General features: G+C 57.3%; 19 protein-coding genes and 1 riboswitch. Of the genes, 5 read left to right on the top strand and 14 right to left on the bottom strand.

Annotated features, from left to right (window positions below):
* Nucleotides 1–2 precede the first annotated feature (2 nt).
* The 5 genes from F0155_RS06435 to F0155_RS06415 all read right to left on the bottom strand — a co-directional run bounded on the left by F0155_RS06435 (nt 3) and on the right by F0155_RS06415 (nt 7,160).
* Nucleotides 3–1,121 carry a microcin C ABC transporter permease YejB gene (locus F0155_RS06435; RefSeq protein ID WP_150523674.1) on the bottom strand — a complete coding sequence of 373 codons (1,119 nt, stop codon included), beginning with the start codon at nt 1,119–1,121 and terminating at the stop codon, nt 3–5.
* Nucleotides 1,122–1,142: 21 nt separating this feature from the next.
* Entirely contained in the window at nt 1,143–3,005 is a 1,863-nt protein-coding gene (locus tag F0155_RS06430) for an extracellular solute-binding protein (protein ID WP_150523673.1), read from the bottom strand.
* A gap of 8 nt (nt 3,006–3,013) precedes the next feature.
* A complete protein-coding gene (locus F0155_RS06425; RefSeq protein ID WP_150523672.1) occupies nt 3,014–4,882 on the bottom strand; it encodes an extracellular solute-binding protein in 1,869 nt (622 codons plus the stop codon).
* A 123-nt stretch (nt 4,883–5,005) separates the two neighbouring features.
* A complete protein-coding gene (locus tag F0155_RS06420; RefSeq protein ID WP_150523671.1) occupies nt 5,006–6,457 on the bottom strand; it encodes a sensor domain-containing diguanylate cyclase in 1,452 nt (483 codons plus the stop codon).
* A 154-nt stretch (nt 6,458–6,611) separates the two neighbouring features.
* Nucleotides 6,612–7,160: a c-type cytochrome gene (locus F0155_RS06415; protein ID WP_150523670.1), complete on the bottom strand. Its 549-nt coding sequence runs from the start codon at nt 7,158–7,160 to the stop codon at nt 6,612–6,614.
* Between the two features lie 206 nt (nt 7,161–7,366).
* Here F0155_RS06415 and F0155_RS06410 point away from each other — a divergent pair, with 206 nt between their 5' ends.
* Genes F0155_RS06410 through F0155_RS06400 form a run of 3 tightly spaced genes read left to right on the top strand, consistent with a single transcriptional unit; the run spans nt 7,367 to nt 10,033 of the window.
* Nucleotides 7,367–8,095, top strand: a complete 729-nt coding sequence (locus tag F0155_RS06410; protein ID WP_150523669.1) for a 3-deoxy-manno-octulosonate cytidylyltransferase — start codon at nt 7,367–7,369, stop codon at nt 8,093–8,095.
* Between the two features lie 26 nt (nt 8,096–8,121).
* On the top strand, nt 8,122–9,012 hold the full coding sequence (locus F0155_RS06405) for a prephenate dehydratase (RefSeq protein WP_150523668.1): 891 nt from the start codon (nt 8,122–8,124) through the stop codon (nt 9,010–9,012).
* A 19-nt stretch (nt 9,013–9,031) separates the two neighbouring features.
* On the top strand, nt 9,032–10,033 hold the full coding sequence (locus F0155_RS06400) for an adenosine kinase (RefSeq protein WP_150523667.1): 1,002 nt from the start codon (nt 9,032–9,034) through the stop codon (nt 10,031–10,033).
* A gap of 70 nt (nt 10,034–10,103) precedes the next feature.
* Here the strand turns inward: F0155_RS06400 and F0155_RS06395 are convergent, their stop codons facing one another.
* Together F0155_RS06395 and dapB are read right to left on the bottom strand one after the other, a co-directional pair.
* The gene (locus F0155_RS06395; RefSeq protein ID WP_150523666.1) at nt 10,104–10,724 is read right to left on the bottom strand and encodes a 2,3-bisphosphoglycerate-dependent phosphoglycerate mutase; all 621 of its coding nucleotides are present in this window, start codon (nt 10,722–10,724) and stop codon (nt 10,104–10,106) included.
* Between the two features lie 32 nt (nt 10,725–10,756).
* Entirely contained in the window at nt 10,757–11,569 is an 813-nt protein-coding gene (dapB, locus tag F0155_RS06390) for a 4-hydroxy-tetrahydrodipicolinate reductase (protein WP_150523665.1), read from the bottom strand.
* Between the two features lie 397 nt (nt 11,570–11,966).
* Here dapB and F0155_RS06385 point away from each other — a divergent pair, with 397 nt between their 5' ends.
* Nucleotides 11,967–14,621, top strand: a complete 2,655-nt coding sequence (locus tag F0155_RS06385; RefSeq protein WP_161599763.1) for a putative bifunctional diguanylate cyclase/phosphodiesterase — start codon at nt 11,967–11,969, stop codon at nt 14,619–14,621.
* Nucleotides 14,622–14,709: 88 nt separating this feature from the next.
* On the opposite strand, the gene pnp is transcribed toward F0155_RS06385, so the two are convergent.
* The 3 genes from pnp to F0155_RS06370 form a co-directional block, all read right to left on the bottom strand.
* Nucleotides 14,710–16,842, bottom strand: coding sequence for a polyribonucleotide nucleotidyltransferase (gene pnp / locus F0155_RS06380; protein ID WP_150523663.1), 2,133 nt, complete (start codon nt 16,840–16,842; stop codon nt 14,710–14,712).
* A gap of 382 nt (nt 16,843–17,224) precedes the next feature.
* A complete protein-coding gene (gene rpsO, locus F0155_RS06375; protein ID WP_150523662.1) occupies nt 17,225–17,494 on the bottom strand; it encodes a 30S ribosomal protein S15 in 270 nt (89 codons plus the stop codon).
* 206 nt (nt 17,495–17,700) lie between these two features.
* Nucleotides 17,701–19,062, bottom strand: coding sequence for a DUF1963 domain-containing protein (locus F0155_RS06370; RefSeq protein ID WP_161599762.1), 1,362 nt, complete (start codon nt 19,060–19,062; stop codon nt 17,701–17,703).
* A 154-nt stretch (nt 19,063–19,216) separates the two neighbouring features.
* Nucleotides 19,217–19,336, top strand: a riboswitch (TPP riboswitch).
* Nucleotides 19,337–19,432: 96 nt separating this feature from the next.
* Between F0155_RS06370 and thiC the strand changes: the two genes are divergently transcribed.
* The gene (gene thiC / locus F0155_RS06365) at nt 19,433–21,244 is read left to right on the top strand and encodes a phosphomethylpyrimidine synthase ThiC (protein WP_150523660.1); all 1,812 of its coding nucleotides are present in this window, start codon (nt 19,433–19,435) and stop codon (nt 21,242–21,244) included.
* Between the two features lie 39 nt (nt 21,245–21,283).
* Here the strand turns inward: thiC and truB are convergent, their stop codons facing one another.
* From truB to F0155_RS06345, 4 genes are all read right to left on the bottom strand, one after another.
* Nucleotides 21,284–22,228 (bottom strand): tRNA pseudouridine(55) synthase TruB, encoded by a 945-nt coding sequence (gene truB, locus F0155_RS06360; RefSeq protein ID WP_150523659.1) that lies wholly within the window; start codon nt 22,226–22,228, stop codon nt 21,284–21,286.
* Nucleotides 22,229–22,244: 16 nt separating this feature from the next.
* Nucleotides 22,245–22,658 (bottom strand): 30S ribosome-binding factor RbfA, encoded by a 414-nt coding sequence (gene rbfA, locus F0155_RS06355; protein ID WP_150523658.1) that lies wholly within the window; start codon nt 22,656–22,658, stop codon nt 22,245–22,247.
* A 112-nt stretch (nt 22,659–22,770) separates the two neighbouring features.
* Complete coding sequence (gene infB / locus F0155_RS06350) at nt 22,771–25,497, bottom strand: translation initiation factor IF-2 (protein ID WP_150523657.1); 2,727 nt, start codon at nt 25,495–25,497, stop codon at nt 22,771–22,773.
* A 7-nt stretch (nt 25,498–25,504) separates the two neighbouring features.
* Nucleotides 25,505–26,158 (bottom strand): RNA-binding protein, encoded by a 654-nt coding sequence (locus F0155_RS06345; RefSeq protein ID WP_150523656.1) that lies wholly within the window; start codon nt 26,156–26,158, stop codon nt 25,505–25,507.
* Nucleotides 26,159–26,192: the final 34 nt, after the last annotated feature.

Raw genomic sequence — 26,192 nt, 5'->3', positions numbered from 1 at the left:
GATCAGACCTCTCGTGTCTCAAAGTCGATCCGGGGATCGATCCAGGTATAGGTCAGGTCCGAAATGAGGTTCACCAGAAGTCCCATGAGCGAGAAGATATAGAGCGTTGCAAAGACCACCGCGTAGTCTCGATTGATCACGGATTCAAAGCCGAGCAGCCCAAGGCCATCGAGCGAAAAGATCGTTTCGATCAACAAGGAGCCGGCAAAGAAAGAAGAGATGAATGCGCCCGGGAACCCCGCCACGACGATCAGCATGGCGTTACGGAAAACGTGGCCATACAGAACCTGACGCTCTGTCAGCCCCTTGGATCGGGCGGTGACGACATACTGCTTGCGGATTTCGTCGAGAAACGAATTCTTGGTCAAAAGGGTCGTCGTGGCGAAAGCGGAGAGCACCATGGCTGTCAGCGGCAAGGCCAGATGCCAGAAATAGTCCGCAATCCGTGCCGGCCAGGACAGGCTTTCCCAGTTTTCAGACACCAGTCCGCGCAGCGGGAAGAAGTCCCAGAACGATCCGCCCGCAAAGAGAACAATCAAAAGCACCGCAAAGAGGAAGCCGGGAATAGCGTAGGCCACGACAATGACCCCGGAGGTCCATACGTCGAAACGGGAGCCGTCACTCACCGCCTTTTTGATCCCGAGTGGGATCGACACGAGATAGGATAACAGCGTCATCCAGAGCCCGAGGGAGATCGAAACCGGCAGCTTCTCGGCGATCAGGTCCAGGATCCGGATATCCCGAAAATAGCTCTCGCCGAAGTCAAAACGCGCGTAGTCCCACAGCATCGTGAGGAACCGCTCGAGCGGCGGCTTGTCGAAGCCGAACTGAGCTTCCAGTTGCTTGATGAACTCCGGGTCGAGGCCCTGCGCCCCACGATATTTCGAAGATCCGGCATCTGCACCCAGACCCGACCCCGTCGTGTCAGCGCCGCCACCGCCAAAATCACCACCTCCCCCACTGACACGTGCGGTTGCCGATACGTCGGTTCCCTGCAGCTGGGCTATAACCCGCTCGACAGGACCGCCGGGCGCGAACTGGATGATCACGAAATTGATTGCCATGATGCCGACAAGTGTCGGGATCATCAAAAGCAGACGGCGGAGAATATAGGCGCCCATGGAGGTGTCGTTTCCGTCCTGTTACTTTGCCATTCCGATGGCTTTCGCCTTTTCCGCGTCGAACCACCAAGTGGATTCGACCGGGAAGAAGTAATCCGGCTTCTTGTCCGGCGCGCCAAACATGTCCCACATGGCGATCTTGTGAGTGCCACTGAACCATTGCGGCACCCAATAGCGCCCGGCCCGCAACACGCGGTCGAGAGCACGCGCGGCAATGACCATGTCCTCACGGTTTTCGGCCGCCAGCGCCTTTTCGATCAATTCGTCGACAACAGGGTCAGCAATCCCGGCCAGGTTGCGACTCCCGGCCGTTTGAGCTGATGCAGATGACCAGTAGGTCCGAATGGCATCCGACAGGGTCGAATCCAGAGAATAGCGCCGCGTGCAGACATCAAAGTCGAATTCGTTCAACCGCGACTGATACTGGGCCGGATCGACCACGCGGAAGTTCGCCTTGATGCCCAACCGCTCCAGATTGGTGATGAAGGGAAGAACAATCCGCTCAAAGGACGGCGAGTTGTTCAAGAACTCGATGGTAAGCGGCACGCCGTCCGGATCGACCAGCTCATCGCCCTTTCGCGTATACCCGGCGTCCTTGAGCAACTGGTTCGCCTTGGCCAGCATGGAGCGATCAAAACCGGAACCATTCGACACAGGCGGCAGATAGGGCTCGCCGAAGACTTCATCGGGCACCTTGCCGCGATAGGGTTCGAGCAGCGCCAGTTCTGCGGCATCCGGCACCCCATTCGCCTTCATGACCGAATTCTCGAAGAAGGACTGGGTCCGCTCATAGAGACTGTAAAAGAGCGATTTGTTGGACCACTCGAAATCGAATGCATACCCGATCGCCTCACGCACGCGCGGATCGGAAAATTTCTTGCGGCGCGTATTGAAGAACCAGCCCTGCGCGCCGGAAGGACGCCCGTCCGGGAAGGTCGTGCGCACCACTCGCCCGTCCTCGATGGCCGGGAACGTATATTCGGTCGACCATATCTTGGAGCTGAATTCCTCCTGATAGGTGACATCGCCCTTCTTGAAGGCCTCGAACGCCACCTGATAGTCGCGGAACAGATCCACGCGGATGACGTCGAAGTTGAACTGACCGGCCATGACCGGCAGGTCCTTGCCCCAATAGTCAGGCAACCGGTTGTATTCGATGAAGCGACCGACAGCGTGTTTGCCGACCTTGTAGGGGCCGGAGGAGAGCGGCGGCGTCAGAGTCGTCTGCTTGAAGTCGTAGGTCGTGTAGTAGCGTTTGGAGAAGATCGGCAACTGCGCCACTTCCAGCGGCAGCTGGCGGGTCTGATTGCCGGTGAAGTGAACGGCAACGCGGTGCTCGTCCAGCACTTCCGTATCCTTCAGTTCCTGGATCGTCTGGCTGATGAGCGGGTGTCCGTCTGCCTTCAGGAGGATCAGGGAGAAGGCGACATCCTCTGCCGTCAGCTTTGACCCGTCATGAAACCGGGCTTCCGGGCGCAGATTGAAGACGTATGAATTGCCGTCTTCCGAAATCTCCACGCTTTCCGCAACAAGCCCGTAAATCGCATCCGGCTCGTCCCAGGCCCGCACCATGAGGCTGTCAAAGCACATCTCCATGCGCGGCGGCGCATCCCCCTTCAGGATGTAGCTGTTGAAGGAATTAAAGGTCTGGGTGTTCTGATTGTAGTACCAATAGGGCACCCGGAACGAGAACTTGCCGCCCTTTGGAGCTTCCGGATCAACATAGGAAAAATGGGTGAAGTCGGGACCGTATTTCAGGTCGCCGAAAACCGAGAGCCCGTGAACTGCAGCAGCTGCTGCGGCCTGCCCGGTCAGTCCGGGCAATAAAGGCGAGAGAGACGCAGCTCCGGCGAGCTTCAGGAACGTTCTGCGGTCGGTCTTCACAGGCTGCCTCACTTCTTGGCGTCGGTTTTTGCTGCAAGGGCTTCGTCGTACCACCAGATGGTCGGGAACCCGATCGAGAATTCCGGCATTTTCGCGGGATGGCCGAACCGGTTCCAGCGTGCGGTTCGGTCAAAATCCACATACCATTGCGGGATCACATAATTGTTGGACAGTAACACGCGGTCGAGCGCCCGCGTTGCCGCTACAAGCTCATCGCGATCCTTTGCGAAAATCACCTTGTCGATGAGGGCGTCAACGCCGGCATCCTTGATGCCCGCATAGTTCCTCGACTGATCCCGATCCGCCGCTTCACTGCCCCAATAATCCCGCTGCTCGTTGCCCGGTGAAAGGGACTGTCCCCACAGCAAAGTCGCCATGTCGAAATCCCGACTTTGGATGCGGTTGATATATTGAGGGGTATCCAGCATCCGCAACTGAAGATCGATGCCGATCAGGCGCAGATTGTTTGCAAAAGGCAGCACATAGCGTTCGGCGGTCGGGCTTTGGGCAATGAACTCGATGGTAAACGGTTCGCCGGCCGCGTTTACAAGCTTCCGGTTTTCAAACTTGTATCCGGCCTGTTTGAACAGCTCCAACGCCGCCTTGAGATTGCCGCGCATGGCCTGCGGATCCCCGCCGACCGGATTCTTGTACGGTTCGGTAAAGACTTCCGCTGGCACAAGGTCACGGACGCTTTCCAGAATTTCAAGTTCCCGCCCACTGGGCAGATCACGCGACGCCAGTTCGGTTCCGGCGAAAAAAGAGGTCAGCCGTTTGTACTGATCATAGAAGGCGGTTCTGTTCAGGCTTTCAAAGTCAAATGCAAGGTTGAGCGCCTGGCGCACTCTTTCATCCTTGAACTTGTCGCGGCGCAGGTTTGGCACGAATGCCTGCATGATACCGCTGGACTTGTCCGGGAAGGTTTCCAGAACAATGCGGCCGTCCTTGACCGCAGGAATGTCATAGGCCGTTGCCCAGTTCTTCGCGACATTTTCCAAGCGCCAGTCAAACTGGTCTCCCTTGAAGGCTTCCAGCTGGACATCGGTATCCCGATAGGAATCGTATCGGATGACGTCAAAATTGTTGGTGCCCACCCGGATGGGAAGTTCAGCAGCCCAATAGTCAGCTACCCGCTCATAGGTCACCTGCCGGTTGGCTGCGAAATCCTTGATACGGTAGGGCCCGGAGCCAAGAGGCGGTTCAAGGGCTCCTCTGGATACATCACGCGGGTTGCCGCTCGCATCCTTCCCGTTCCACCAGTGCTTCGGCAACACCAGAAGCTGCCCCATGATATGCGGGAGCTCGCGGTTGCCGGTCGTGTCAAAGGTGAAACGGACGATATTCCCGCCCATATCCTCGGCCTTGACCACATTCTGGTAATAGAATTTCTGGCGCGGATCGAGCTCGGTGATCGTCTGGAAGGACCAGACGACATCTTCTGCGCTGATCGGCTGCCCGTCATGCCAGCGGGCGTTCTCGTTCAGGCGAAACTCGACCCAGGCATAGTCCTCCGGATATCGCGTCTCCTTGGCGATGACACCATACTGGCCGCTGATGTCCGCCTGATCCAGCGCCTGTTCCATCAACGTGTCGTAGATCAGACCAAGGCCTGGCGCGAGATTGCCCTTGGGCAAGACGATATTGAAGCTGTCAAAACCGCCGGTGCTGGACAGACGTACCGTGCCACCCTTGGGGGCATCCGGATTGACATAATCGAAATGGGCGACGTCGGCGGCGTATTTCGGAGTGCCGTTGAGAGCCGTGGCATGATGCCATCCGGGATGATCCGCCAGCGCATTGCCGTGGAGAGCGATCGCAAGAGCCGCCGAAGCAACAAGTGTCTTCCCGGACCTGCGCACCCAAAGCCATCCCGTCATTCAAGGACCTCCGTCTCAAAGCCGCATCGGCTGCAGCTGCGGAATCGCTGTCTGCACACCCTGCGCAGACTCTACGGCCCTCGAAACGAAACGTCACCCTTCCAGACGGAAAATGACAGATTTTTAACCTGTTTGAACAAGCGACTGACTGATTGCCGTAGCCGTTGACCGACGGCCTTTTGCCTTGTGCGAGTACATGCGGGCATCAGCCACCCGGAGCAGGTCTTCCACGCTGGCCGCATCCCCCGGAAAATTCGCGCTGCCAATGCTGACACGCACGCCGAATTCAACGGCTCCGCTCTTGAAGGGTGAGTTGGTGCGCGCAGCCAGACGTTCGACAAATGCCATGCGATGCTCGAACGACATGCCCCCTGGCGCCAGAACGATGAATTCGTCTCCACCAACACGGGCAACCGTATCCATTTCGCGCGTCTGACCCTTCAATCTCTCTCCAACCTCGATCAGAAGCTGGTCACCCACTGCATGTCCATAGGTGTCATTGATCGGCTTGAAGTCGTTTAGATCGAGATAGAAAATGTCGAACCCGGTTCCATGACGATCGTACATGGTCACCAATTGGGACATGCGGTCCTCCAGAAGACGACGATTGGCAAGGCCGGTCATGGGATCATGGAGCGCCATGGTGCGGGTCTTCAGGATTTCCTGCACAAGGAAAAACGACATCATCGAAAAAACCAGCGTCAGCGCCGACCCGACGATCAATGTCAGCCACACCTCACCGCCTTCGGTTCTCCAGCCATTGATCGGTGCTGCCACAAGCCGCCAGTGCAATGTGTCGAAAATATCCATGGGCAGCGACACAGCCTGATCCAGCAAAATGGTTTCATCTCCCAAGATAAAACTCGGCCGGTTGGCTTCCGTTCGCTGGGCTACGATGGCCATCCGATATTCGCCATTGCGATCTGACAACTTTGCAGCGCTGACCAGGCTCGCCTCGTCCAGCACGACCGTCACCATTCCCCAGTAGCGTTGCTCGACAAGAGGCTGGTTGGGCTGCGTTGGCTGGAAGATCGGGACACGGGCCATGACAACATGCCCGCCTTGCCCGGTTTCATGTGGCCCGGACACCACTTCGCTCCGCCGGATCATGGCCTCACGTACGGAGGACCACTGATCGCCCGCCAGACGATAGTTCATTCCGATGGACTTGTAGCTTGCCTCAAACGGATAGACCGCAGACACGATGTTGTTGGGTGCAATACCGACCTGCTTGATGAGCGGATTGCCGTGTACCAGATCCGTGACGATTGATGTGAAGCGGTCCTGATCGAGATAGGTTTCAGGATAGGCGATCACGTGAGAACGAACCCCGCGCCCGGTTGCGACAGCCTCGCCGATGAGCCCTTCCAGCCTGGCGTGTGCCTCTGTCAAGCTGGCAACTGCCTGCTGTTTGTGCCGGGCCGCGGTAACATCGCGCACCAGATCACTCACATGAGCTATGACAGCGGTTCCCAGAACAAAAAGGATGGAGGCAACACCCGCAGCATAGAATTGTGCGTTGCTGATCGACAGAGATCGCAGGCGCGGCGGCAGATAGGTCAAGGCGGACAACATTACTATACCTCGGCTCTTATCGTTCCAGCCCTAGGTCCAGTTTGTTAAAATTGTACTCACTAGCAACAATCAGAGTCGGAAAAAAGAAAAAGCGCTGAGGCATATGCCCCAGCGCCTTGAATTTCCTACGGCATTTCTGCCTATGGGATTTGCCTTACTGCGCTGGCAGCGGCTTCGGGCTGGCAGACAGTTCACGCAGGTAAGCGATCATGTTTGCCCGCTCGTCCGGCTTGCGCAGACCTGCAAAGCCCATGGACGTACCGCTCATGTACTTCTTCGGAGCTGCCAGGAAGTTGTCGAGGTTTTCGTAGGTCCACTCCGGGTTGGCTTCGCCATAGGCGGCCATGGCGGAGGAGTAGCCGAAGCCGGCGTGGCCGCCCGGCTTGCGACCGACGATGTCATAGAGACCCGGGCCAACCTTGTCGGCACCGCTCGGGTCGAAGGAATGACAGGCGGCACATTTCTTTGCGACCTTTTCGCCATCAGCTGCGGAGGCGGAGGCAAGACGAGAGGCAATCGGCTCGACCTGCGGTTCGTCGGCCGCGTCTGTGCCTTCACTGGCTTCCGCGACTTCAATGATGTAGCCCGGCTGTTCAGGATGGGATGGATGGAAGATGACATCGGAGACAATACCGATACCCATCGTCATAACAAGAACCAGCAAAACCGCACCAGCGATCTTGTTCAACGTGAACGAGTCCATATTTTTCCGGCTCCTCTCTCCGGCTTGAGCATATGCGCGTCAAGGCCCGCAACCGAGGTTGCGAACCCAGTGTGTGTTCCAATTTGGCCGGAAACTACAAATTTTTTGACCTTGCTGTCCATAGGTTTAAAAGACAGTTCCATACGACATTAGGACGCGGCCCGCATTTCGGGCTCTTTTCGCGTGCAAAAAGGACCGGAAAAACCGTGAAATCAGTGCTGGTGATCATCCCTTCCCGACTGGAGGCGACAAGACTCCCGAGGAAACCTCTGGCCGATATCGGTGGAAAACCGATGATTGTCCGCGTTCTGGAACAGGCTCAGAACGCCGACATAGGTCGCGTGGTGGTTGCATGCGACCATCAAATGATCGCGGATGCGGTCCGCGACCATGGCGGAGAAGCCGTTCTGACACGCACTGATCATCAGTCCGGCTCGGACCGCATCCACGAGGCGGCAGGGCTGGTCGATCCCGACAAGGCCCACTCTGTCATCTTGAATCTGCAAGGGGATGTCCCGCTGATTGAGCCAGAGGCCGTCCACGCGGCGCTGAAACCACTGGAGACGCCCGAGGTATCCATCGGAACCATCATGACGGAAATCCGCAATCCTCAATTCCGTGACGACCCGAGCTTCGTGAAGGCCGTCACCACACCAACGGGGAATGGCACACACCGTGCGCTCTATTTCACCCGCGCGACGGCCCCGACAGGCGACGGCCCGCTCTACCAACACATCGGTGTCTACGCTTATCGCCGATCTGCACTTGAAAACTTCGTCAAGTTGCCCCCTTCTCCCCTCGAGCAGCGGGAGAAGCTGGAGCAATTGCGTGCGCTGGAAGCTGGCATGCGGATTGATGTTTCCATCATCGACAGCGCACCGATGGACGTGAACACGCCGGAAGATCTGGAACGGGCACGCGCCGCAATCAAGTAACTGATACTCGAACGAGAGACATCTCAATGACTGACCGTAGGAAAATTGTATTTCAAGGGGAGCTTGGCGCCAATTCGCACATGGCTTGCCGGGACGCCTATCCGGATTATGAAGCCGTCCCCTGCCACACGTTCGAGGATTGTTTTGCTGCCCTTGAAAGCGGAGCCGCAGATCTCGGCATGATCCCGGTCGAGAATTCGGTCGCAGGACGCGTTGCCGACATTCACCATCTCCTGCCGCAATCCAGCCTGCATATCATTGGCGAATACTTCCTGCCGATCCGCTTTCAGCTGGTTGCTCCACGCGGCGCGAAGATCGAGAACCTGAAAACAGTCCAGAGCCATGTCATGGCCCTCGGGCAGTGTCGCAAGATCATTCGCGAACTTGGGCTTCGGCCAATCGTTGGCGCCGACACGGCAGGCTCGGCCCGTCAAATCGCGGAAGCCGGCGATATGACCGCCGCAGCGCTTGCACCGGAGATGGCGGCGGAAGCCTATGGTCTCGATATCCTGCGGCGCGATGTGGAAGATGCGGCACATAACACGACGCGCTTCCTGATCCTCTCACCGGAACGGCGTGAAGCTGCCCATAGTGGCCAGTCCACGATCACCACCTTCATTTTCCGCGTTCGCAACGTTCCTGCAGCGCTCTACAAGGCGCTTGGCGGATTTGCGACGAATGGCGTCAACATGACCAAGCTGGAATCCTACCAGCTTGAAGGACAGTTCTTTGCGTCCATGTTCTATGCGGATGTCGAGGGGCACCCGGAAGATCCCTCCGTGGCACTCGCCCTTGAGGAACTGGCATTTTTCTGTGCCGAGCTGAAAATTCTCGGTGTATACCGCGCCAACCCCTTCCGGGAGAAAATTCGCGAGCCGGATGCAAACCGGGCCCTTCGCCCGTCTCCGCAGGTATAAAAGCAAAAAAGAGGATTTCATGTCCGATACGAAATTTGATGCACTGTGCATCGGCAACGCCATTTGTGACGTCTTTGCCCATGTGGAAGAAGACTTCCTGGTTCAGGAGAGCCTCGTAAAGGGCTCCATGCGCCTGATCGACACGGACGAGGCGCTGCGCCTGTATGACAAGATGGGCCAGACGGTCCGCATCTCCGGTGGCAGTGCCGGGAACACCGCCGCAGGGATCGCCTCTCTTGGGGGTAAACCTGCCTATTTCGGCAAGGTCGCCAAGGATGAGCTGGGCGATGCCTACGCCCATGACATGACGGCAACAGGCGTTCATTTTGCCACGCCGCCGCTGGTCAACGACATTCCGACAGCACGCTCCATGATCCTGATCACGCCGGATGGCGAGCGGACCATGAACACCTATCTCGGCGCCTGCACGAAATTCGGACCGACCGATGTTGACCCGGATGTGGTCGCGGCCTCTGCTGTTACTTACATGGAAGGCTATCTCTGGGACCCGGAAGAAGCCAAGAAGGCGTTTCTGGCGGCTGCGCACATTGCCCACAAGAACGGCCGCAAGGTAGCCATCACCCTGTCGGATTCCTTCTGTGTCGACCGCTATCGCAGCGAGTTCCACGACATGATCCGCAACGGCACGGTCGACCTCGTGTTTGCCAACGAGCATGAGCTGAAGTCGCTCTACGAGACAGCCGATATCGAAACGGCCATCTCTGCCGCCCGCGAAAGCGGTGCGCTGACCGCCTTGACCCTTGGCAGCGAAGGCGCCATGGCGATCACCCGCGACGAACAGATCAAGGTGAAGGCAGAAAAGGTCGATAACGTCGTCGATCTGACCGGCGCCGGTGACTTGTTTGCCGCTGGCTTCCTCTTCGGGCTGGCCCGGTCCTATGATCATCAGGCCGCTTGCGAACTTGGTTGCTTGTGTGCGGCAAACGTCATCAGCCATGTCGGTGCGCGCCCTGAAAAGCGCCTGAGCACCATTGCCGAGCAGGCAGGCTTCGAAGTCTGACCAGCTGCAGGAGCGGGCAAACAAAAAAGGCGGCCACTGGCCGCCTTTTTCATGTCAGCAAGAAGGAGCCTCAGGCCGCAAGGTCCTGAACGCTAACGACCTTACCCTCTTCATCCAGACGGTAGATGATCGGCGTGCCTGTGCCCAGTTCACGCTTGAGGATCTGCTCCGGGGTCAGGCCCTCCAGTTCCATGATCAAAGCGCGCAAGGAATTGCCGTGCGCAGCCACAATCGTGCGGGTTCCACCAAGCACCTTCGGCAGGATTTCATCGCGGTAATAGGGCAGAACACGCTCAGCCGTCATCTTCAGGCTTTCGCCGCCCGGAGGAGGAACATCGAACGACCGGCGCCAGATATGAACCTGCTCTTCGCCGAATTTCTCGCGAGCCTCATCCTTGTTCATACCGGTCAGGTCGCCGTAATCCCGCTCGTTCAGGGCCTGATTGCGAACTGTTTCCAGATCCTGCTGGCCAATTTCCTCAAGGATCAGGGCAAGGGTCTTCTGGGCGCGGCTCAGGTCCGACGTGAAGGCAATGTCGAACTGCAGCTTCAGATCCCTGAGCTGTTCACCTGCATTCTTTGCTTCCGAGACGCCCTGTTCGGTCAGGCCGGGGTCCTTCCAGCCGGTGAACAGGTTCTTGAGGTTCCACTCACTTTGACCATGACGCACAAGCACCAGCAGGCGATCCATATGTCTTTCTCCACTTGATTGGACAGAAGAAGTTAGTCCGACAGCCCCAGAACGTGGTCCATCGAGTAAAGTCCGGGTTTCTTGTCAAAGGCCCAAAGGGCCGCCTTGACCGCCCCCTTGGCAAACAGCGACCGGTCTTCAGCCTTGTGAGACAGCTCGATCCGCTCGCCTTCCGCTGCAAAAATCACTGAATGTTCGCCAATAACGCTGCCACCGCGCAAGGTCGCAAAGCCGATTGTGCCTTCCTCGCGCGCACCGGTGATCCCGTCGCGCACACGCACGGACTTTTCCTCAAGGCTGATCGCACGACCGTCTGCCGCGGCCTGACCGAGGAGAAGTGCAGTGCCAGAAGGCGCATCCACCTTGTGCCGGTGGTGCATTTCCAGAACCTCGATATCGAAATCGGAATCGAGCGCAGCTGCGGCCCGCCTCACGAGGCTCGCCAGCAGATTGACGCCAAGGCTCATATTGCCCGACTTTACAATCCGAGCGTGCCGGGCAGCTGCCTTGAGCGGTTCATCTTGCCCTGTGCTCCAGCCCGTCGTCCCGATCACATGGACAATACGTGCCTGCGCCGCGAGTTCGGCAAATTCGAGTGTCGCCTGAGGCGCCGTGAAATCGAGCACCGCATCCGTTGCGGCAAAGACGGTAAGCGGGTCATCGGTAATGGGAATACCAAGATGCCCCACACCGGCCGTTTCCCCAAGATCTCTCCCCAAAGCGGGCGACCCGCTCCGTTCGACGCCTCCGGAAAGGCGCATGCCGGGAGTTGACGATACCGCCTGTGCCAAGGCCTTGCCCATCCGGCCACCGGCCCCAACAACTGCTACCCGCATTTCACCCATGGCAATTCCCTTAAGTCCAGTTCGCGCCGGGTATACCAGTTCCTGCCAAAGGGGCAAATGCTCGAAATCAAATTACCGACCATGGACGCAACTCAATCCAAAAAGTATAATTCCCGTAATTCACAAATAATAAATCGATTCAACCCAATTATATTTATACATAAATAGTATTTGTAACATTTACCGAATGATCAAAAGTCATGCTACGCGTAATCTGTAGTGTACTTTTTAACAAAAACCCCTTCATTCTCACAATGTTAAGCGCACCGCGCAATGTAACTTGTGCCATCCCAGTCAAATCGGCAAGCGCTCAGGTGAGGGAAGGCAAATGACGTCTCCAAAAGGAATTCGTTTTAACTGGTTTGTCTTGGGCCTTTTTTGCACGGGACTCATCGGCATGTCCCTGGTGGTTTTTGGACTGGCCTACTTCTCGTCGCTCTCCCTGTCCGCAATTCAGGCGCAAGGGGCAGCAAAACAGAACCAGTCGATCGCCAAGCTTGCATTCGAGAACCACTTGTCGGACTTCGAAACGCGGCTTAGGAGCACCTCGGTTGATCGGCATCTCCTTTCGGCTTTGGCCACAAAGGATCATGATCTTGCGGAAGCCATTCTGGATGATCTCAACAATGCCATGTCGGGGCACCATTTCGACCTCTTGTTGCTCGATGTTGACGGACAGGCAAACGGCATCAACCTGAGCGCTGTCCCTTCTGCCGCCGATATGGTTTTGCCACCGGACACCAGAGTCTCAATGTTACCAGACCTCTGGATCCTGCGGACGGGATCAATCGACAATGTGCAACAGGCTTTTGCCGTAATATCCATTCCCATTCATCATGACGGTGAAAGGGGCGGGCATGAACACCGCCTGATCGGCGGGATCAATCTCAGCCGGGGCACTGATATTTCGAGGATAATTGCGGCCGCTCTTGATGCGGACAACGTTGAGATAGAAATCGGCTCGACCGTTTTGTCGAGAACTGCATCCTCTGCAGCGATGTCTTCGCACCCACAAGCAGACGGGACCACAACGGACGAAGTCGTGCTGATGGACGGCATCGGCGCGCCGCCGCTGGTCGCCGTCGTTCAAACACCCAACCGGCCGGAACACGCCGTACGGAAGGCCTATGCGGACCTTCTGCTGCCGTTTCTGCTCGTCATTCTGGCCGCATGCGCCTTGGTCTCTCTTTTCCTGAACAAGATGGTCTCACCTTCCCTGTCCTATCTCATTGCCTATGCACGGGACCTTCGGCAGGGCCGACCAGCCATGAACCGCACCCCGAGCACCATTCAGGAATTCAACACACTGGCCACGCTCTTTACCGATGCCTTCGAGGCCAATCGCAGAACCGACGCCCAGTTTCGTGAATTGATCGATGGCTCGTTGCAAGGCGTTTTCGTGCATGCAAACAAGCACATACTCTATGCCAATGACGCGCTGCTCGACATGCTGGGATATGGCGCCGAAGGCCAGACGCGTTTGATCGGCAAACCGGTTCTCGATCTTTACGCCAAGGAGGAGCATCGCAATCTCAATCAGGTCTATCGTCTGCGACAGGAAGGCGGCTCTACACCGAAAATCTACGAGGCGCAGGCTCAAAGGGCAGACGGGTCCGTAATCTGGCTTGAGCAGCATGTGCGCATGATCTCCTGGAACGGGGAGGAGGCGTTCTATGCCACCGTTCTCGATATCACCGACCGCAAGAGACAGGAGCAACAGGCTGCCCTTCATGTCCACTATGATCCTGTGACCGGGTTGCCGAACCGGCATCTCTTCCAGGATCGCCTGAAACAGACGCTGGACCGTATTCGCACGGGCAGCGAACAATGCGCGCTCCTGTTTGTCGACATCGACAGGTTCAAGAGCGTGAACGAGTCCCTCGGACAGGAGCTTGGGGACCAGCTGCTTGCCAACATCGCCTGGCGCATTCAGGAGGTGATTGGCCCCAGCGAAACGGCCGCGCGGTTTGGCGGTGACCAGTTCACGATCATCCTGAACTCGATCGAGGACGAATGGGATGTGGAGCAGAAGGTTCTCGGCCTCCTGGAAGCCGTCGCCGGAGCCCGTCCATCCGTGTCGGAAAGCCGCCAGCTTGTCACAGCCAGCATCGGTATAGCGATTGGACCGGATGATGGTGACTGCGAGACTGTCCTGCTGCGCCATGCGGAATTTGCCATGTTTCAGGCAAAGTCCGAGGGCGGAAACTGCTGCCGGTTCTACAACACGCAGACCAATGAGGCGACCGCTCGGACGATGAAGCTGGAGTTTGCCCTGAAAGGGGCAATCGAACAGAAGCTCTTCCGACTGCATTATCAGCCGATTGTCGACTACTCTTGTGGGCGCATCATCAGCTGCGAGGCTCTGCTCCGCTGGACTGATGAAGATCTGGGAGAAATCACGCCGTCTGAATTCATCCCCATCGCGGAAGATACCGGCATGATCGTTCCCTTGGGCGAGTGGGTTCTGAGCGAAGCCTGCAGCTTTTTCATGGATTGCCGTCAACGCGGGCTCGACCTGCAATGTATCAGCGTCAACGTATCCCCGCGCCAATGTCGGGATGGAACCTTCGTCGCGCAAGTTGCCAAGGTAATCGGGGAAACCGGCATCTCGCCTGCTGATCTTCATCTGGAGATCACTGAAACCGTCATGCTCGACGACAGCCGTGTCGATCCGGCCATGATACTGGACGCCTTGCGCGATCTGGGCGTCAAACTCTCGCTGGATGACTTTGGAACCGGGTATTCATCGCTGAGCTATCTGAAGCGATTGCCGATCGACATCCTGAAGATCGACCGCTCATTCATTCTGGATCTGGAAGAGGATCAAGACGACCAGATCCTCATTCGGGCCATTCGCTCCATGGCGGAAAGCCTCGGCATCGAAGTGATTTGCGAAGGGGCGGAAACCGCCCCGCAATGCAGGATCCTGTCAGATCTGGGCTGTCAGCTGATACAGGGCTATCACATCGCCCGTCCGATGCCCGGATCGGAATTCATCCGCTTCCTCACGGCAAACTCCATGGCCATTCCCGCACAGGCAAGACTGAACTGACCCATCGCATAAAACAGGGCGCCAAAAAGAAAAGACGCCGGGCAATTTTGCCCGGCGCCTTGAAAAGCAGATCAAAGGTCAGCCGTTATCAGGCTTCTTCCTTCTTTTCTTCCCGCTCGAGTTCCTTGCCGGTTTCCTGGTCGACAACCTTCATGGACAGGCGAACCTTGCCACGCTCGTCGAAGCCCATGAGCTTGACCCAGACCTTGTCGCCTTCCTTGACCACGTCAGTGACCTTGGCAACCTTCTTGGGAGCCAGCTGAGAGATGTGAACCAGACCGTCGCGAGCGCCGAAGAAGTTCACGAATGCGCCGAAATCAACGCACTTCACAACCGTACCTTCGTAGATCACGCCGACTTCCGGCTCAGCGGCGATGGAGTTGATCCAGTTGACCGCAGCCTTGATAGCCTTGCCATCAGCAGAGGCAACCTTGACCGTACCATCGTCTTCGATGTTGACCTTCGCGCCAGTCTTTTCGACGATTTCGCGAATGACCTTGCCGCCAGACCCGATGACTTCACGGATCTTGTCGACCGGGATCTTCATCATTTCGATGCGCGGTGCATGCTCGCCCAGTTCGGAGCGGGCTTCAGTGATGGCCTTGGCCATTTCACCGAGAATATGGATACGACCGTCCTTGGCCTGAGCCAGAGCGACTTTCATGATCTCTTCGGTGATACCGTCGATCTTGATGTCCATCTGAAGGGCAGTGATGCCGTTCTCGGAGCCAGCGACCTTGAAGTCCATGTCGCCGAGGTGATCTTCGTCACCAAGGATATCGGACAGAACCGCAAACCGGTCGCCTTCCTTGATCAGACCCATGGCAATACCGGCAACCGGAGCCTTGAGCGGTACACCGGCATCCATCAGCGCCAAAGAGGTGCCGCAGACGGTTGCCATGGAGGACGAACCGTTGGATTCGGTGATCTCGGAGACAACGCGGATGGTGTACGGGAACTCATGGTGAGCCGGGAGCATCGGATGAACCGCGCGCCATGCCAGCTTGCCGTGACCGATTTCGCGGCGTCCCGGAGAGCCCATGCGGCCGGTTTCACCGACAGAGTAAGGCGGGAAGTTGTAGTGCAGCATGAAGTGTTCCTTCATGGTGCCTTCCAAAAGGTCAATGAACTGCTCGTCTTCGCCGGTGCCCAGCGTGCCGACGACGAGACCTTGCGTTTCACCACGGGTGAAGAGCGCAGAGCCGTGAGCGCGCGGCAGGATACCGACTTCCGAAGAAATCGCGCGAACGGTGGAAAGGTCACGGCCGTCGATACGGGTGCCCGTGTCGAGGATGCCACCGCGAACGATTTCAGCTTCAAGCTTCTTGAAGAGCTCGCCAACAACCGTTGCTTCCGGAGCTTCGTCGCCACCGTTGGTGATCAGGCTTTCCACGACCTTCGCCTTGGCTGCATCAACAGCGTTCTTGCGGTCGGTCTTGGAGATGATCTTGTAGGCTGCCTTGAGGTCGTCCTCGGCAATGCCCTTGATCTGGGCAAAGAGAGCGGAATGATCCGGCAGGACCAGATCGCGCGGTTCCTTGGCAGCGGTTTCCGCCAGCTTGATGATCGCGTCGATGACGGTCTGGAAGCCCTTGTGGCCGAACATGACGGCACCGAGCATGGTGTCTTCGTCGAGTTCCTTGGCTTCGGATTCGACCATCAGAACCGCATCGCCCGTACCTGCGACAACGAGGTCCAGAGCGGATTCGGCCATGTCGTCAACAGCCGGGTTCAGGACGTATTCGCCGTTGATGTAGCCAACGCGAGCGCCGCCGATCGGGCCCATGAACGGAACGCCGGAAAGGGTCAGGGCAGCAGACGCTGCAACCATGGCCAGAATGTCCGGAGCGTTTTCCATGTCGTGCGACAGCACGGTGATGATGACCTGGGTGTCGTTCTTGTATCCGTCCGCAAAGAGCGGGCGGATCGGACGGTCAATCAGGCGTGAGGTGAGCGTTTCGTGCTCGCTCGGGCGGCCTTCACGCTTGAAGTAGCCACCCGGGATCTTGCCGGCCGCAAAGGCCTTTTCCTGATAGTTGACCGTGAGCGGGAAGAAGTCCTGACCCGGCTTCGGGGACTTGGCGGAAACAACGGTTGCCAGAACCTTGGTTTCGCCGTAGCTGGCCATGACAGCGCCATCAGCCTGACGGGCAACCTTGCCGGTTTCGAGGACAAGCGGACGCCCGCCCCAATCAACTTCCACACGATGAATGTCGAACATGTCTGTTCCTTACAGCTTCGTCTGTCTGCGCGCGGATACATGAACATATGCGCAGACCCTACAGACCGGTCGGCCCCGGATGGGCCGGTTACCGGTTGGACAAGCCACGGGCAAGACAACGAGACGCTTTCAAGGCTACTTGAAGCGACCGGCAATCCTGCCCCATGACTGTCACGCAACCTCCTATAGAGGTTTTCCCCGTGAATTGGAAACAGTTCTGTGCCTTCGCAAGGGGGCAAAAAGCGAGAAAATTTGCCTTTTAGGCAGTTTCACCGAGCCACCGACCGATTGTTGCGCGAAAGCCTGATCAAACGAACAAATAAAAAGGCACGGCAAGGTTGCCCTTGCCGTGCCGAAGTGATCATCCCTTTCGGGACCAGCCTTAGCGGCGAACGCCCAGGCGCTCGATCAGCGTCTTGTAGCGTGCTTCGTCCTTGCCCTTGACGTAGTCAAGAAGCGAACGGCGCGACGCAACCATTTTCAAAAGACCGCGGCGGGAGTGATTGTCCTTGCCGTGACCCTTGAAGTGTTCGGTGAGGTTGTTGATACGCTCGGTCAGGATAGCAACCTGTACTTCCGGAGAACCGGTGTCGCCTTCCTTGATGGCGTATTCCTTGATGAGCTCAGCCTTGCGCTCTGCAGTAATCGACATCGTGTGTCCTTTCGTCATTGTGCCGGGCGAACCCGGCGTTTTTTAAAAGACGCTGCTTGCGCAGCCGAACCACTCCGTATCCAGAGCCGAGATGTCGGTCAGCAAAGGGGGATTGGATCGATCAGACTCTAGGGCCCGATGGGCGCGGAATATGACGGAAAACCGGAAAAAAGGAAAGGGGCAATTTCACTTGAGACTTGGAGTAATCAGACAGCACAATGCATAACAAACTGTCCTCCATTTAACTCGCCTTGGACCAATTTGTCGCGGAAACACCATATCGACATACCATATTCATGTTCCGTCTCGGTTCCCAAAAATGGATCCGCAGAAATGCTAATAAGGCAATCTTGCCCGCGTAGGTCTTCAAAATTGTTACCAAAGGGCGGCTCTAACCCGAGCAACCTGTGGTTTTTCCAGCCACTTAGCAGTGCATTTGCTAGAGGATGGAAGCGTTGTGGCAAATCCTTAAAGTGCTCCAATGTTCGGCAATGCCCATTAAGAATCACATCCTCCACGCCCCTCCACACCTCGTGTGGTTTCCCAACTAAGTTTGCCTTCATATAGTGATTATTGATTTTTTCTGCCAACGAGCGCCTTAGCTGGAAAAGCTCCCTTAATGCAGAGGTGTCCAAAATCGTGTCAGGACTTTCTTCAGAACATCGTTTTTCCCATTTCTCAACTGCGTTAAGAACAGCTCGACCATCGCTCAACAAAACCTCCGTAAGTGTGACATCATCAGCGATTTTTTCGTTTGAAGGCTTTAGTTTCAACTCCCTACGCAAACTCTTTAGCCGAGCTTCCAAAGAGGTGTTATGGGGGTGGATATAAGGACGCAATGCTCGAGCGGTTATGCGAGCCTCAAGTTCTGCAATATCCCAGCTGGTTATCCAGGATAACGGATCCTGCGGCTGTCCTTTGATTTCAAGAGGCGGCTCTTGTTCAAACCGATCCAGAAAATAAATCAAATCAACTGGCCAATAATTGAAGGACAAACCGGCAATGGTAAAACCTAACTTTGAAAGCTCTCCGGTATTTTCAGGAGGGTTGATGATCTCTCCTTGTTCTAGTTGGTCTTCTTTTAAAAAAATACAGCGATACACATAGGGATGTCCGCCATCAGGTCGCCCAAAAAATACTAGCAGCGCACCTTTTATCGGCCAGCCTTCGGGCACACCGCCTCTATCATCAGATGTAGTTAGCTTCGCAAGGTCAATCTGACACAAGAAGTTCAAAGGACGACCATCGCTCCCTAGCGGCCAATTGAATTCTTTGGGGGCGACCGGCGCACCACCGATCCATGAAGTTACATTGTCCAGATCGCCGAATGGTGAGCGTAACACTATAGCCCAAGCGGGCACTTCGCTTGCGCGTGTTTCATGCCCACCCATCAATAAAAATTCATCAGCGGGTGAGAGTGGATTCGGCTCATTTTGTGCCGTTTTCTCACGCACCTCGCGAATGTCGGCCGGAACTGATTGATCTTTATTCTTGTACCTTCTTGCAATCAATATGAAGCAAAATACAAAAACTACTAAAGACAAAACAAAAAGATCCAAATAGATCATTCTACCCCCCACGTCCAAAAACCCCTTCCATTTCTCTAATACACAATGGTTTATTGTTTTGAAATTTTGACATCGAAGATGCATTCAATGGGCTTGAGAAGGGACAACGGATGAATCTGCCTCTTGATCATTTGCGCAGTCGCCCGTATGCATTTGCGCCTACCAGGGGTGTCCCGGCAAGGGGCTGAGAGTCTGCCATGCTTGAAAGCGGCGCAGTGACCCTATGAACCTGATCCAGTTCACACTGGCGTAGGGACGGTAAGCTGCAACGATGGGCATGGGACGCACGCTTGCGCCCGGGCCTGCGCGCAAATCCTCGTCTTTTTCGCATTTGAACCGGATCACAGTGGAGAGATCCGGAGGCTCACGCATGGCATTGCCGAAAGAAAAAGACATTTCCCTTTCCGTAACCACCGGGCCGCTACCGGCCTCGAAGAAGGTCTATCACGCGGGTGCCCTTCACCGGGACATCAAGGTTCCAATGCGCGAGATTTCCGTGCATCCGACAGCCGGGGAACCGCCGGTTACCGTCTATGATCCTTCAGGCCCTTACACAGACCCCGACGCACAAATTTCGATTGAGGCCGGACTGCCACGTCTTCGCGAAGACTGGGTTCGCACGAGGGGCGATACCGAACGTTATTCTGGCCGAATGGTGAAGCCGGAAGACAACGGCTTTGCGACCGGGGACCGTCTTACGCCGGTTTTTCCTGTGGCCCATGCCCCGCGCCGCGCCATTGGCAACCGCCCGGTGACACAACTTGCCTATGCGAGGGCCGGGATTATCACGCCGGAAATGGAGTTTATCGCCATTCGGGAAAACCTCGGCCGCACCGAATTGAAAGCAAAGCTGGAGCGTGACGGCGAGAGCTTCGGCGCTGTCATCCCCGATTTCATTACCCCGGACTTTGTCCGCGAAGAAGTGGCACGCGGGCGGGCAGTCATTCCTGCCAACATCAACCACCCGGAAGCCGAGCCGATGATCATTGGCCGGAACTTTCTGGTGAAGATCAACGCCAATATCGGCAATTCCGCCGTCACCTCCTCCATGGCGGAAGAAGTCGACAAGATGGTGTGGGCAACCCGATGGGGTGCTGACACGGTGATGGACCTTTCAACGGGCCGAAACATTCACAACATCCGGGAATGGATTATCCGCAATTCGCCAGTACCGATTGGCACCGTGCCACTCTATCAGGCGCTGGAAAAGGTCAACGGTATCGCTGAGGACCTGAACTGGGAGGTCTTTCGTGACACGCTCATCGAGCAGGCTGAACAGGGCGTCGATTATTTCACCATCCACGCGGGTGTGCGCCTGCACTATGTGCCACTGACGGCGGAACGCGTGACCGGCATCGTGTCACGCGGCGGGTCGATCATGGCCAAGTGGTGCCTGCACCATCACAGGGAGAGTTTCCTTTATGAGCATTTCGAGGAAATCTGCGACATTGCCCGTGCCTATGATGTGACGTTCTCTCTGGGGGACGGTTTGCGCCCCGGCTCCATCGCCGACGCCAATGACGCTGCGCAGTTCGCCGAACTCGAAACCCTCGGCGAACTGACCAAGATCGCCTGGGACAAGGATTGCCAGGTGATGATCGAGGGCCCCGGTCATGTTCCGATGCACAAGATCAAGGCCAACATGGACAAGCAGCTCAAAACCTGCGGCGAGGCTCCGTTCTATACGCTCGGGCCGCTCACAACGGATATTGCACCGGGTTATGATCACATCACGTCCGGCATCGGCGCTGCGATGATCGGCTGGTTTGGAACGGCAATGCTTTGCTATGTGACCCCGAAGGAGCATCTCGGCCTACCGGATCGCGATGACGTCAAGACCGGGGTGATCACCTACAAGATCGCCGCTCATGCAGCTGATCTTGCAAAGGGTCATCCGGCGGCGCAGGTGCGCGATGATGCCCTGTCGCGCGCCCGGTTCGAATTCCGCTGGGAAGATCAGTTCAATCTGTCACTGGATCCGGAAACAGCCCGCGCCTTTCACGATCAGACCTTGCCGAAAGAAGCGCACAAGGTGGCGCATTTTTGTTCCATGTGCGGACCGAAATTCTGCTCCATGCGGCTCTCGCACGACATTCGAACAGAAGCGCAGAAGGAAGGTATGGAGGCGATGGCCGCAAAGTATCGCGCAGGCGGCGATCTTTACATGCCGAAAGACGGCTGATGCAAAAACAAAGGGCCGCATCACGCGGCCCTTTTCATGTCAAAGGTTGAACACCCGGCTTGGCTGAAAGCGCCCCTTTTCGACCGAACCGAAGGCAACCGGTACGCCTGCATGGCTGGCAAAGGCCAATTCGCAATTGAGCGGAGCCGAGCGTCCACGCAGCAACACTGCCATGCCCCGGCGGATCTTGCCCGCATCTTCGTCGGAAACGAGGATTTCCTCGATCTCTTCCATGGCATCACGGACCGGCAGGATGAAATCCTCGACCAGACCGTCGACTGGCGCACCTTCTTCCAGTTCGCCAGCAGCCTCAATCAGCTCGTCGAGCTCCACCATATCCTCTTCGCCGAAGGGACCGACGAGAAGACGACGCAGCTCCGTGACATGGCCGCATGTGTCCAATCGACGGGCAATATCGCGGGCCAGCGCGCGCACATATGTGCCCTTGCCGCACTCGGCCTCAAGCACCGCACGGTTCTCGTCCGGACACCCGACCAGGGACAGACGGTGTACATCAATCGGGCGGGCTTCCAGTTCGACCTCTTCCCCCTCGCGGGCAAGGTCATAAGCCCGAGCCCCATCCACCTTGATGGCGGAGAATATGGGCGGCACTTGCAGGATCGTACCGGTGAATTCACCCAGAACCGACTGGATCTCGTCGACGGTCGGGCGGTTGTCAGACGTTGCGACAACCTCGCCTTCCGTGTCATCGGTGTTGGTTTCAGCGCCCCATGTCACCTCAAACCGGTAGACCTTGCGCCCGTCCATGACAAAGGGGACGGTCTTGGTCGCCTCGCCAAAGGCAATCGGCAGACAGCCTGTCGCACGCGGGTCGAGCGTACCGGCGTGGCCAACCTTTTCGGGGTGCAGGATGCGCTTCAGTTTTCCCAGCGCGTCGTTGGACGTGATGCCATAGGGCTTGTCCAGAACAAGCCAGCCATTGATCGCGTTTCTATTCTTTTTCTTTTGTCTTTGCCGCGACATCGGTCTTCTCGTTCCGTCAGTCTTCGCCGTCTTCGTCTTCGCCAAGGTCTCGCGCAACATCCGGCGAATGCAGCAGCGATCCGATACGGTCGTCATCGTCGAACCGGGTGTCGAGAATGAAGCGCAGATCCGGCATGTATTTCATGGTGAGACGGCGGGAGACCTGACCGCGCAGGTATTTCGCGCTCTTGTTCAGCGCTGCAGCGACTTTCTCTCCATCCCCGCCACCAAGCGGCATGACAAGGCATGTCGCCATCCGCAGGTCCGGCGTCATGCGGACTTCCGGAATGGTGATGATCACGCCTTCAAGGGCCGGATCGGCAAATTCCCCGCGTGTGAGGATGTCCGACAGTTCCTTGCGAACGGTTTCCCCGACACGCAACTGGCGTTGGGACGGGCCCTTGGCCCCTTGTCCATGATGCTTGGCCATATTCCATTTCCTGTAGATCGACCCGGATCAACACCCGCGCCAAAAACAGTGCGCCGACGAAATCCGTTGAGGACCCCGCCGGCGCGACAGACTGTTTTCAATCGCCGCCTGCTTAGAGCGTACGGGCGATTTCCTGAACCCGGAAACACTCGATGATGTCGCCCGGGCGCATGTCCTGATACTTCACGAAGTTCATGCCGCACTCCTGACCGGATTCGACGGACTTGACCTCGTCCTTGAAGCGCTTGAGCGTGCCCAGTTCGCCTTCGTGAATGACCACGTCGTCGCGGATGAGGCGAACCTGTGCGCCGCGCTCCACGACACCTTCGGTGACCAGACAGCCCGCAACCTTGCCAACCTTGGAGATATGGAAGATCTCCCTGATCTCGGCATTGCCGAGGAAGGTTTCGCGGCGTTCCGGAGACAGCAGGCCGGACATGGCCGCCTTGATGTCGTCCACGAGGTCGTAAATCACGTTGTAGTAGCGGATCTCGATGCCTTCACGGCCAGCTGCTTCACGGGCCTGCTTGTTGGCACGAACGTTAAAGCCGAGGATCGGAGCCTTGGAGGCCGTCGCCAGCGTAACGTCGCTTTCGGTGATGCCACCGACGCCGGAAATCAGGATCCGCGCACCTACTTCGTCGTTGCCGAGTTCGGTGAGGGCATGGGTGATTGCTTCCGCAGAACCCTGAACGTCTGCCTTGAGGACCAGCGGGAACTCTTTCCGGCCGGTTTCCTGCAGACGGTTCATCATCTGCTCCAGAGAGCCACGGGCACCGGTTGCCACGACAGACGCCTTTTCGCGGATCTGGCGCAGACGATAATCCGTAATCTCGCGAGCGCGGGATTCGTTTTCGACAACCGCAACCAGATCGCCAGCTTCCGGAGTGCTCTGGAAGCCCAGAACTTCAACCGGCTTGGACGGGTCTGCTTCCTTCACCTGCTGGCCATTTTCGTCGAGCATCGCACGAACACGGCCCCAGGCACTACCGGCAACGATGATGTCGCCCGGCTTCAAGGTACCCTTCTGGACCAGAACGGTCGCAACCGGGCCACGACCACGATCGAGCTGTGCTTCGATCACGACACCTTCTGCGGTCCGGTCCGGGTTTGCCTGAAGCTCCAGAACTTCGGACTGCAGCAGGATCATTTCCAAGAGCTTGTCGAGGTTTGTTCCCGCCTTTGCAGAGACTTCCACGTCGATGACGTCGCCGCCCATGGATTCCACGACAAGGCTTTCGCTCAGGAGCTCGGTACGAACACGGTTCGGATCAGCGCCCGGCTTGTCGACCTTGTTGATGGCAACGATGATCGGGGCTTCGGCTGCCTTTGCATGGGCAATGGCTTCCTTGGTCTGCGGCATGACACCATCGTCAGCAGCAACCACGAGGATCACGATATCCGTCGACTTTGCACCGCGAGCACGCATTTGCGAGAACGCTGCGTGGCCGGGGGTATCGATGAACGTGATCTTGTTCCCGTCCTGCTCGACCTGATAGGCGCCAATGTGCTGGGTAATTCCGCCAGCTTCACCAGTGACAACCTTGGACTTGCGGATCGCGTCCAGAAGCGACGTCTTGCCGTGGTCGACGTGACCCATGATGGTCACGACTGGCGGCCGCGCCTTCAGCGTGGACGTATCGTCATCAATGGAGAAGAGACCTTCTTCAACATCCGATTCAGAGACACGCTTGACTGTATGGCCGAGTTCGGAAGCGATCAGTTCGGCGGTATCCGCATCGATCACGTCGTTGATCTTCAGCATCTGGCCCTGCTTCATCAGCAGCTTGATCACGTCAACAGCACGCTCTGCCATACGGTTGGCGAGTTCCTGAATAGTGATTGCTTCCGGCAGAGTGACTTCACGGGAGATCTTCTCGCGAACCACCTGCTGCTGGCCACGCTTGGCCTTTTCCTGACGGCGGCGCATGGACGCAAGCGAGCGTGACCGCTGCTCTTCTCCACCGGTTGCCGTGGAAATGGTCAGCTTGGACCGGCGACGATCCTCGCCACCACGAGTGCGGGCGGGCGTCGGCGCCGGCTTCTGGCGTTTGACCGCCCGAAGACCCTTGTTCTTGCCGTCCTCATCGTCGTCGTCGCGGGTCGCTGTTTTCTGCGCTGCCTTGTTCGGAGCGGCCTTTTCAGCTGCTGGCGCTTCTGCCGGAGCCGGACGCTCGATGCGCGGCGGCTTGTTGCTGCCCCGTGCACCGTTAGGCTGGCGGATGACAGCAGGCTTTGCAGCCTTTTCTTCCTGAACAGCTTCCGGTTCAGCTTCAGCGGCAGGCGCTTCCGCCGGTCTTTCAGCCGCAGCTTTCGCTTCTTCGGTTTCCCGGCGAGCGCGCTCTTCGGCTTCCACCTTCAGGCGTGCTTCTTCCTCGATCTTCCGCTTTGCTTCCTCAGCGGCGCGGATCTTGGCTTCCTCTTCGCGGCGTGCCTTTTCCACGACTTCGCGTTCCTGAGCGAATTTAAGCGCTGCTGCACGAGCTGCCGCTTCTTCCTTCGTCAGTGTGCGAAGAACATTGCCACCGCCCTTTTGCTGCCGCTGGCCACCACCACCACGGCGATTTCCGCCGGACGGCTTGCCAACGTTTTCCGCCGGCTTGTGTGGCGCATCGGCAGGGCGCTCAAGGCGCTGGGTCACCGGCTCGGGCTTGGGCTTGGGCTCCTGACCCGGCACAACAACGCGGCGCTTCTTCTTTTCGACCACAACGGCCTTGGTACGGCCGTGCGAGAAGGACTGGCGAACGGTCCCCTGGTCGCCACCGCCACCTCGCTTGAGGCCGAGCGTCTTGCGCTCTACGCTGATTGTCTTATCGCCTGGGTTCTTCGTATCGCTCATATTGCCTTCAGTCCTGCGCAACCGCATCGGCTGCGTTGCTTGTCTCTTCAAGTGCCGTGTTCGATCTGAAAAGCTCCAGTTCGCTTACCCGCGAGAGGAAGTTTTCGCTCGCCGAACCCGCAAGCAGTGCAGCATGTATCACATTTGACCGACCCAATGCCAAATCCAATTGAGTCGAATCGAACAAACGGACGACCTGACACCCGTTTGCAACTTCTTGTCCGCTCGCCGCCACTGCCGCCAGCTTCCGCACTCCGTCTTCCGCTGCATCGGAAGCGTGCACCAGTCCTGCAACAGGTCCGGCACGAAGTGCAGCTTCAACTTTCGTAAAACCGGTTGTCAGCTCGCCAGCCTTGCGCGCGATCGATAAGGCCTGAAGAGCAGAGCGCTCCATCAGCAGTTCGATCTGGTCCGCAAGTCCCGGCTCTACATGAACTTCTGTCTTGAAGCCACGACCAAAAACCCGTTTCCGATCCTTTTCAGCGGCAACCACTGCCTCTCTGGCTGCGGTTACCCATACACCCCGACCTGGCAACTTGCGCTTCAGGTCCGGGACAACCCGCCCTTCCGGGTCGAGCACGAACCGGATCAGCAGGTCAATTGGCAAAACCCTGCGAGAGACAGCACACTGTCTCTCCAAAGGCTCATTCTTTCGCGGCATGGCGCCCTCCGTCTGTCAATTCGGACACGCTCCA

The sequence above is a fragment of the Roseibium sediminis genome (assembly GCF_008711325.1).
Classification (GTDB): Bacteria; Pseudomonadota; Alphaproteobacteria; order Rhizobiales; family Stappiaceae; genus Roseibium; species Roseibium sediminis.
The sequence above is the reverse complement of the archived record's forward strand: the minus strand, read 5'-3'. Positions and strand labels throughout refer to the sequence as shown.